The sequence below is a fragment of the Synergistales bacterium genome (genome assembly GCA_021736445.1).
Classification (GTDB): Bacteria; Synergistota; Synergistia; order Synergistales; family Aminiphilaceae; genus JAIPGA01.
The window spans coordinates 1-8763 of record JAIPGA010000095.1 but is presented as its reverse complement, the minus strand read 5'-3'; the positions used below and the strand labels follow the sequence as shown (position 1 = coordinate 8763).

Annotated in this window: 8 protein-coding genes and 1 CRISPR repeat array; all 8 genes read right to left on the bottom strand. The window is 62.3% G+C overall.

Annotated elements, in window-relative coordinates:
- Positions 1-42: 42 nt before the first annotated feature.
- Positions 43-1329: direct repeats of the CRISPR family, unit length 30 nt; unit sequence GTTTCCATCCCTCATAGGAAGGCCACAAAC.
- A 171-nt stretch (positions 1330-1500) separates the two neighbouring features.
- Entirely contained in the window at positions 1501-1764 is a 264-nt protein-coding gene (gene cas2, locus K9L28_10815) for a CRISPR-associated endonuclease Cas2 (GenBank protein MCF7936820.1), read from the bottom strand.
- 1 nt (position 1765) lies between these two features.
- Positions 1766-2761, bottom strand: coding sequence for a type I-B CRISPR-associated endonuclease Cas1b (gene cas1b, locus K9L28_10810; protein MCF7936819.1), 996 nt, complete (start codon positions 2759-2761; stop codon positions 1766-1768).
- Between the two features lie 19 nt (positions 2762-2780).
- Positions 2781-3284, bottom strand: a complete 504-nt coding sequence (cas4, locus tag K9L28_10805) for a CRISPR-associated protein Cas4 (protein ID MCF7936818.1) — start codon at positions 3282-3284, stop codon at positions 2781-2783.
- A gap of 12 nt (positions 3285-3296) precedes the next feature.
- Positions 3297-5552: a CRISPR-associated helicase Cas3' gene (gene cas3, locus K9L28_10800; GenBank protein ID MCF7936817.1), complete on the bottom strand. Its 2256-nt coding sequence runs from the start codon at positions 5550-5552 to the stop codon at positions 3297-3299.
- Complete coding sequence (gene cas5b, locus K9L28_10795; GenBank protein MCF7936816.1) at positions 5515-6237, bottom strand: type I-B CRISPR-associated protein Cas5b; 723 nt, start codon at positions 6235-6237, stop codon at positions 5515-5517. Before cas5b ends, cas3 begins: the two co-directional genes overlap by 38 nt.
- Positions 6238-7146 (bottom strand): type I-B CRISPR-associated protein Cas7/Csh2, encoded by a 909-nt coding sequence (gene cas7b / locus K9L28_10790; GenBank protein ID MCF7936815.1) that lies wholly within the window; start codon positions 7144-7146, stop codon positions 6238-6240.
- Between the two features lie 26 nt (positions 7147-7172).
- Complete coding sequence (locus tag K9L28_10785) at positions 7173-7604, bottom strand: TM1802 family CRISPR-associated protein (GenBank protein MCF7936814.1); 432 nt, start codon at positions 7602-7604, stop codon at positions 7173-7175.
- A gap of 7 nt (positions 7605-7611) precedes the next feature.
- The coding region (locus K9L28_10780) for a TM1802 family CRISPR-associated protein (protein MCF7936813.1) at positions 7612-8763 on the bottom strand (1152 nt) is incomplete at its 5' end.

The window sequence follows — 8763 nt, the reverse complement described above, 5'->3', positions numbered from 1 at the left end:
ACAAACAAGGAACATAGGGAAATAAAATACAGGTTCATCTTTGTTTCCATCCCTCATAGGAAGGCCACAAACCTGACGTAGTAAAACCACCATAACCATCTGATACTTGTTTCCATCCCTCATAGGAAGGCCACAAACTCATCCAATTATCAAACGCGTTGCGATACTTTGACTGTTTCCATCCCTCATAGGAAGGCCACAAACTAGAGGAAAAGAAGTTATACCATGTCTGTGGCAAGCGGTTTCCATCCCTCATAGGAAGGCCACAAACTAAACCCACCGGGCTTCTTCAGACTGCTGAGATTGGGTTTCCATCCCTCATAGGAAGGCCACAAACGAGCCTGATGATTCTGGTGAGTCTACAGATTATATTGGTTTCCATCCCTCATAGGAAGGCCACAAACTCTTCTGCTGTGGATTCATCTGTCCAGTAGCTTCCGTTTCCATCCCTCATAGGAAGGCCACAAACGCTAGAAATTTTGATATTGATGCGTACGCTACCCTAGTTTCCATCCCTCATAGGAAGGCCACAAACGTGACTCATCCCAATACCATGCTTAATTGCTGCACGCGTTTCCATCCCTCATAGGAAGGCCACAAACCTGTACCCTCTTGAATGTATTCAGTTGGTTCAAGAGTTTCCATCCCTCATAGGAAGGCCACAAACGACCTTGAACACGTTCACAATACTCACGAGCAGCCAGTTTCCATCCCTCATAGGAAGGCCACAAACGTTCCTACCTTCAATATCACCTCTTAGCAGTCCATGTTTCCATCCCTCATAGGAAGGCCACAAACTGACCCGACACTTTCTGCTATTACGTTCAGTGCATAGTTTCCATCCCTCATAGGAAGGCCACAAACGAAGCCTCTGCAGAAATGCCTTCGTCCACATATGCTTGTTTCCATCCCTCATAGGAAGGCCACAAACCAGCACCAGCCCAGGCAGCACTAGACGCCCACAGACGTTTCCATCCCTCATAGGAAGGCCACAAACGTATGCATTGAATAACAAAGGAGACAATAAAAATGAGTTTCCATCCCTCATAGGAAGGCCACAAACCGACGCTGCTGAGGTTCGCGCACTTGAAATTGGTGAGTTTCCATCCCTCATAGGAAGGCCACAAACGGATTATATGCTTGCACAGTGTCAGACGGAGGTGAAAGTTTCCATCCCTCATAGGAAGGCCACAAACACTACAGACCGGCACGGTTGCTGGAAACACTGCTGGTTTCCATCCCTCATAGGAAGGCCACAAACGTGAACCATTTATAAGGGGCTAAGGAGCGCCTTAACACGTTTCCATCCCTCATAGGAAGGCCACAAACCGCTTGGATCCCTGCCATTATAGGCTTTGTCGGTGGGGAGAGCAAGGGGAAACTTCTCTGCAATGGTTTCGGCGAACGGCGGGAGACGCTGTGGTTACGGGCTTGTTCGGGATGGCGCAATGTCGTCGCAGGTGGGGGGTTTGTGCGTTACCGGCGGTCGACGACAGGCGGTCAGATGAAGTTGTCCTGTTCCGCCAGCTCCTTGCCAAGGATCTCCCTCTTTGTGTAGCGTGCGGTGCGCCAGGTGTAGAAGATAACGCTGTCGTACTCCTCGTTGATGATCTTTTTGACCTCCTGCTTGAGGTGGGCGAAGGTGGCCGGGGTCAACTCGCCTTCCAAAACGGAGTTCTGCACCCAGTTGAGGTAGCGGCGCCCCACTTTGAGCAGTTTGACGCCGCGTTTGGGGAAGGCATCATAGACCATGATCACGAACATCCTACCACCGTGTCACGAAGGGGCTGTACTCCTGGTCGCCCAGGATATGTTTTTCGATCTTGTAGGCCTCCATCCTCACCAGTCTCCTGTAGCTGACGTTCCGCTTGAGCTGCTTGTGCTCGATGGTGGCCTGCATGCGCTCCTCCCAGTGCTTGAGCACAGCCTTGCGCCCCTTTTCGTTGAGGTAGATCCCGCCGGCCTCCTTCATGAAGTGGCTCTTGTTGATGATGCTTCGGTTGATCAGCGAGCAGATCAGCCGGTCCACCAGGATGGGTTTGAAGATCTCCGCCAGGTCGAGGTTGAGGCTGAAGCGCCGGAAGTTGGTCTCGTGGAGGTAGCCGATCCGCGGGTCCAGGTGGGTGCGGTAGATCTGGGAGAGGGCGAGGATGTAGCACATGCTGTTGAGAAAGCTGACCAGGGCGTTGAGCCTGTTGCTGGGCGGTCTCCGGCTCCGGCTGCCGAAGGTGAAATCCTCCCCTGCCAGCACGGCATCGAAGAAGGCGTAGTATTGCTCCCGTGTGTCGCCTTCATACCCCATGAGTTCCCGCACGTCGTGGGCCTCATCCAGCCTGTGGCGGGCCTGGTCGATCTGCTCGGCCAGCGGGGCGAGCTCCTGACGGCTGCGGTTGGCGTAGTAGGTGACCACGGCAGCCATGTTCCGGAAGGCCCCGGCGACAAGCGCCCTGGCGAGGTTGAGCCGCCTGGCCTCGTCGAGATAGGTGGAGGCCTGGGCGAGCACCACGGTGCCGGCGTTGTAATGCTCCCGGGGATAGTAGGTTCCCTGGTAGTAGCCGTAGTGGTTGAAGAAGTGCAGCATGATCTGGGTCTTGGTGCAGAATTCCAGAAAGCGCTTGTTCAGCGAGACGTCGCCGAAGACGATGATCTCGTCGCTGGTCTCCACGGGCAGATAGCGCTTGCCCGACTCCGTTTCCACCACGATGGTGTTGTCCTTCCGCCGCAGTTCCCCGGAATTCATCATATAGAGCGTCCGACACACCTGCGGTCACCTCCTCTGGTTATCCCCAGCACCATTCGGCGTAGGCGCAGCGTCGGCAGTACTTGGTGCGCTTTCGTTCCGGCGGTTTGTCCATGGCGCAGATCTCATGGATCCGCCGGTAGAGACCGTCCAGTCTGGTCCGCAGCGTGTCGTCGAGGGAGAGCCGTTCCTTCCGCCGCTCCCTGGGGAAGCGCAGCTCTCCCTCGGCGACGATCCCGTCGCGCTCCAGCTGATAGAGATAGTGGGCCAGCTGGAGCAACGCCGCCTCGCGGGAGGCGCTGCTCTTTTTCACCTCGGCCACCACCACCCTGTCGTCCTCCTGGTTGAGGATGTCAATGGCGTTGCCGCCGTGGGCCACGCCACGCTCCCGGCTGTAGCTCTCCTCGTCGATGAGCCGCCCCATGGCGAGCAGCTCGTCCCGCCGATCGGGCTCCACTCCTCGGGACATCAGCCACACCTGCCGCTCGCAGATGGAGGCGTACCACACCAGTGTGCCGCCGATGCGTTCGTCCTCGGAATGCATGGCGTCTCCTTTCTAGAATATGCTGTCGTCCACCGAGGGTTCGCAGTCCAGCACAAGGCCCGCGCGTCTGCGGTACAGCGCTGTCTTCCCTGCTTCCTCGGTTTCTCCGGGCTTTTGGGCCTCGGTGACGGCTTCGCCGGTGAGCAGCCACATGCCCAGGTCCTCCAGAGCCTGGAGGGGTTCTTCCTCCGCCGTGATGCCGCCGGCTACCTGGCGCATCCGCTGCAGGGTCTTTTCGGGCACGTTGATGGTGTAGTCGGACAGCCGGGCCTGGAGCCGCTTTTTCTCCATCAGATTCTCCAGGCTCCACTGCCCCTCCCGCAGCCGGTTGAGCAGCGGACGCAGGCCGTCGTCGATCTCCACCAGCACGGCCTCCTCGCTGTAGGGTTTGTCTTCGTAGAGCGGCGGCAGGGCGTCCCATTTGCCGCTGACGATGGCCTCCCAGGGGGAGTCCTGGCGGATGCGCTCGGCCACCTGACGGTAGTATTCCCCGATCAGCTCGGGCACCTGCCTTTCGTCGAATGCGGGGGTGTCGCGCAGGGTCTGCCGCGTGGCGTCCACCAGGGTGGCGCTGTAGACCTGGGTAGCGTAGGGGGCGTTGCGTTCGGAAACCAGCTCCGCCACCGCCACTGTGCCGGGGTCCGGCCCGCCGTGGCGGTTGCACCGTCCGGCCACCTGCACCACGCTGTCCAGCGGCCCCAGATCCCGGAAGACCCAGGGGAAGTCCAGATCCACGCCGGCTTCCACCACCTGGGTGGCCACCAGCAGGCGGTCTGCTCCCTCTCTTTCACGTTTGCGGAGGCGTTCCAGGATATCGCGTCGCTCCCTGGGCGTCACGAAGGTGGACAGAAAGAAGGGCGTCATGTCCTCCGGCAGTTGGCCGGCGAGCATTCTGTAGGCCTCCAGGGCGGCCCTTCTGGTGTTCAGGACCACCATGCCGGACTGGTCGGGGAAGCCTGTCCGCTCCTCCAGCAGGGGTGCGAGATCTTCCAGCGGAAGCCGCTCGGGGTAGACGCTGTAGCGGTGCCGCGAGGCCGGCAGGGCGACGCCCTCAGGCGCCAGTTCGACGGCCCGCCCCTTGGCGATCTCCGGCTGGGTGGCGGTCATCAGGAGAAAGGTGGTCCCAAAGCGCTCCGTCAGGTGCTCCATCACGCGGCCCAGGCCGCCCCACAACTCGGGGCGGATCCCCTGGGGCTCGTCGAGGATCACCACGGCGTTGGCAAGCCGGTGGAAATTGATGCTCTCGTTGGCCTTGGCCCCAAAGAGCACACTCCAGAGCTTGGCCAGGGTGGTGACGGTCACCGGCGCATTCCAGGAGCGGAAAAAGGAGACCATGTGCCGCAGGGGGCTCTGCGAGGTTGCGCCTTCGTCGCGTTCCTCTTTCAGCGCCGCCCGGCTGTGGTCCTCCTGAATGGCCTCGCCAAAGTGATCGGCGGCGACACCGGCGTTCTGCTCCACAATGGAGATAAAAGGCAGCGCGTAGACGATGGCGGCGGCCCCGGTGGCTCCGGCGACGCGTGTGGCGGCTTCCAGGCCGGTGGAGGTCTTCCCGGCCCCGGTGGGCAGGGTGATGGTGTAGATGCCGGGACGGTCGATCTCCTCCGCCTTCCGGAGGCACTGGCTGCGGATCCCGCTGCGCCACTCGTTCAGTGCCGAGTCGCCGCTATAGTGCAACGGAGTGAAGCGCGGCAACCTCTCCTCCGGCAGCTCCCGCAGGCCCACGGCGTCCATTCGGTCGGCGGCGATGAGCAGCGAGAGCAGCGCCCGGTGGCGGAGCCACTGGTGTTCGTCGGTCTCGCCGTTCAAAAGCAGTTCACTCTGCAGCCTGCGCCACTCACCTTCGGCCAACCGCAGAGGCCACTGGGGGTCCAGTCCGCGGATGGCGGCGACGTATTTCTCGTAGCAGGCATGGTCGCCGAACCACTGAGCCACGGCTTCACCGAACTCCTTGACAACCGTATGGTGGCGGCAGACCACCTCGGCGGACAAAAGGTCACCGGTGAGATCCAGGGCGAAGCGGGCCGAGGGGCAGGCGTGGGGCGTGCCCTGCCCCTCCCCCCGGATGTAGCGCTGGAAGCGCGGGTCCCGCTTTGCCAGATCGTGGGTAAGCGTGACCGCCCGCAGCTGTTCCTCCTCCACGGGTACGCGGTGGCGCTCCCTCATGCCGAAGGCGAGGGCGGCCACCCCCTCCAGATGCTCCGCCAGAGGGCGGTGGGGGTGGCTCCACACCTCACCAGGCAGGGAACCAGGCGACAGTATCGTCTCCAACCTGGGCGAGATCGCTATCACCTCGTTTCTCCAGTTTTATCCGCCGGTGCGGGTCGCCGCAGTAGAGGACGCTGCCGTAGCCGGTGAGACGGCGGTCTTCGGCCATCTGCAAGGGCACATCCTCCTTGAAGACCGGCCCGGAACCGAGGATGTCGATCCCGGGGAGCGTCTCCCCCTCTCCCAGCCAGGGGAGAACGGAGGCGACCTCCGGGGAGGGCTCCTCCACCTCCCGGCAAGGGAAGGCGCCCACGTAGGAGAGCTCCGCGATGGCGTAGGCCACCCCCAGGTAGGGCGTGAAGATGGAGCTCCCCCGCTCCAGGTGCTCCCGCAGCTCCTCCTCGACGCCGCCTCTGACGTAGACGCGATAGGCCGGCGAGGAGAGGAACTGGTGCTTGATCTGGATGCGCGGATTCACCTGAGGATTCTTGCTGTTGGTGAAGTTCAGCGTCGATCGGAACCACCTGACGGGCCGCAGGAGTCTGTAGGCCACGCTGGTGCCCCCCAGACGTCCCCAGTAGGCGGCTTTGGCTGCATGGTCGGCGGCGCCGGTGTCGATCCCCAGGATGGCGGCGACGAGCCCGCCCAGGGCCGTCGGCGGCGGGATGGGGTAGCTGATGGACGATGTGGTGGTGTACCCCTTGCGGAACATCGCCATGCTGGACTGCACGTCAAAGGCAACGGCCATCTACCTCACCTCGTGGACCAGGCGCTCTCCCAGCTTCTCCTCCAGGGCCTCCAGGCCGGTGATCTCCAGGTCGTCGTCGGCGACGATCCGCACCTGCTCGATGTCGTCGGCGTAGCGCAGCAGCGAGGCGGCCAGGTCGCCCACATCCAGCCGCAGCTCCCGCACGGAGCGCAGCGCCAGCTGGGCATCGTCGTCGAAGGGCCGGCCTTCCCTGTCGGTGAGCGCCATCTTCTCGTCCAGTGCACCGGCCAGGCCGCTGAACCCCTCGCTGTAGGTGACGGTGCAGAGGAACCGCGGCACGTGCCCCACCTTGCTGCGGGTGATGAGGTTGGCCGTGCCCTTCCAGAGGCCATCCTCCAGGGCGGCGATGTCCTCGTCGGTGGCGCCGGTGGTCCTGGAGGCGTGCTGGTTGGCCACGCCGTAGCCGGCCAGAAAGGCAAAGGGCACGATGTACTCGTTGCGGAAGGAGCGCTGGTCACTGTCGTCCTTGGTGGCGAAGGCCGCCGTACCCTGCACCATCTGCGCCTTGGCGCGGTGCATGGTGCGGGCCCATTTGAACTGCACCGGCCCCGTCCAGGCGAAGGATTCCTTCCCCAGGGCGAAGGTGGCGCCGAAGAGGCGGCTGTCGATGCACTGCGCCAGTGTCTCCCTGCCGGTCTTGGTGCCCAGCTCTGTTCGGAGCTCCTCTACCCTGCTTTTCAGTGTCTTCTTCTCGCCGTCCACAAAGACACGGTGCCCCTCGCTGATCCAGTGGTCACGCACGGTGCGCTTGATCCGCACGTCCGAGGCGAGGATCTGCCCGGTTTCCTCGTCGAACCGGGGGTGGTTGGCGTTCAGGGGGTCGCCGTTGGGGTTGGCGTCCTTCACGGTGTAGGCGAATACCATCTCGCGACGTTTGGTGAAAGCCATCAAATCGCTCCTTTCGGTTTTGGGTGTTACTCGGACTCTTGCTCTGCCGCCTGGCTCTGCTCTTCCGGCGCGCCCCTGTCCTTCCGGAAGGCGCTCCAGAAGTAGTGCGGCGCGTTGAGGAAGGCCACGGAGAAGGCGAAGTTGCCGTCGATGCCGATATCCTTTTTGCCGCCTTTGAGCATCAGCTCGCCGGCCTTGCCTCCCAGGGCCTCGATGAGCCCCGCATAGTTCAGCTGGTAGGCGCTGGTGAGCTCCGGCACCCGCGCCAGGTGCCGCTGCAGATCCCGCCTGCTCAGGCGGCCGAAGTTCAGCTGCTTGAACATCGGCGCCTCCCGGATGTTGCTTTTGTTCTGGCCTCCCGCAACCATGCCCAGCACCACGCCGGCCAGAAAGACCCCCTGACCGCCTTCCTTGTGCAGATAGGGGTCGGCGAACTCCTGAAAGAATTCCAGCTTCATGCACAGATCACCTCTCATTGGTTAGTGTCAAAAAGTCAAGCACCGCTGCCAGACGCCGCATGTTCACGGCGCCGTACTGCATCCACTTCTCGTCGGCGAACCGCCCGGGAATCCGGGAGACAAAGAGCTGCTTGACGAAGGAGACGTTGACGGTCTCGCCGCCCAGCAGCCGTCCCAACACCGACAAGGCCTGCTGCCGGAACCACAGCCTGTCCTGATCGGAGGCCCCCGCCAGGTCTGCGATGCTCCACAGTGTCGAGGCGAGGCCCTGGTCCAGGGTCATCGGCTTCCCGCTTTCCTCCTGCCGTCGCAGCCCCCAGACCGCTTCGGCCTCGTTCCACCGCGCCGTCAGACGCTTCAGCCTCGAGGGCGGCACGTCTTCCACCATCAGGTGCACCCGCTCCTGGGCCTGGTTCTGCTCCCAGAAGAGGAAGTGGTAGACCAGCGCCTCCTCCTGCTCGGCAAGAAGGGAGAAGAAGGTCTCCTCTTCGTTGACGCCCCGGGAGAGGAACTCCTCGGTCCCTTTGGCGAGCGCTCTGGGCAGCCCCTTGCTCCCCAGCAGTTCGGGGATCACCGAGAGCCTCAGGTCGAAGACGGGCTTGTAGACGGTGAACCGGCCGTCCATGGCCTGCCGCCCCCTGGTGTAGACGGCCAGGCAGCTCTTGCACAGCGGGAGCACCTTGGCCTGGGCGGAGGCGTTGCTCTCCACGCCCGGCAGAAAGCTCTTCTTGTCGAAGGTGGCGAAGGGAAAGGTCTTGTCCAGGTTCAGCAGCGGGGTGTCGGCGGCATCGCAGTGAGGGCAGGTTCCCTTCCGCCCTTTCTCCAGGGTCTCCCGGAGGCGGGCCCTGAAGTACCCCACCACCAACGGATCCTCGCCGGGCCAGAGAAAACGGCCCTCCCGCTCCCTGCCGAAGACCAGCAGATAGGTGCACTTGGGGTCGCTCCACAGCTCGCCGAGGCGATCCGCCTGACGGACCAGATCGTCCATGACTGCCCCGGCGCCGCCGGGGGCGAACAGGGGCCGCTCTTTGTAGTCCTCAAACCCTTTAACCACAAAATTGTTGAGCTTGCGGAACCGGGAGTCCTTCTCTTCCTGCCATCGGCGGCTCTCGCCGGGCAGTTTCTTTATCCTGTCCCTGCTCCCTCCCTTGCCTAGTCT

Coding starts and splice junctions, on each gene's coding strand:
- cas2 (MCF7936820.1), bottom strand. CDS start 1,764: ATGTTCGTGATCATGGTCTATGATGCCTTCCCCAAACGCGGCGTCAAA.
- cas4 (MCF7936818.1), bottom strand. CDS start 3,284: ATGCATTCCGAGGACGAACGCATCGGCGGCACACTGGTGTGGTACGCC.
- cas5b (MCF7936816.1), bottom strand. CDS start 6,237: ATGGCCGTTGCCTTTGACGTGCAGTCCAGCATGGCGATGTTCCGCAAG.
- cas7b (MCF7936815.1), bottom strand. CDS start 7,146: ATGGCTTTCACCAAACGTCGCGAGATGGTATTCGCCTACACCGTGAAG.
- K9L28_10785 (MCF7936814.1), bottom strand. CDS start 7,604: ATGAAGCTGGAATTCTTTCAGGAGTTCGCCGACCCCTATCTGCACAAG.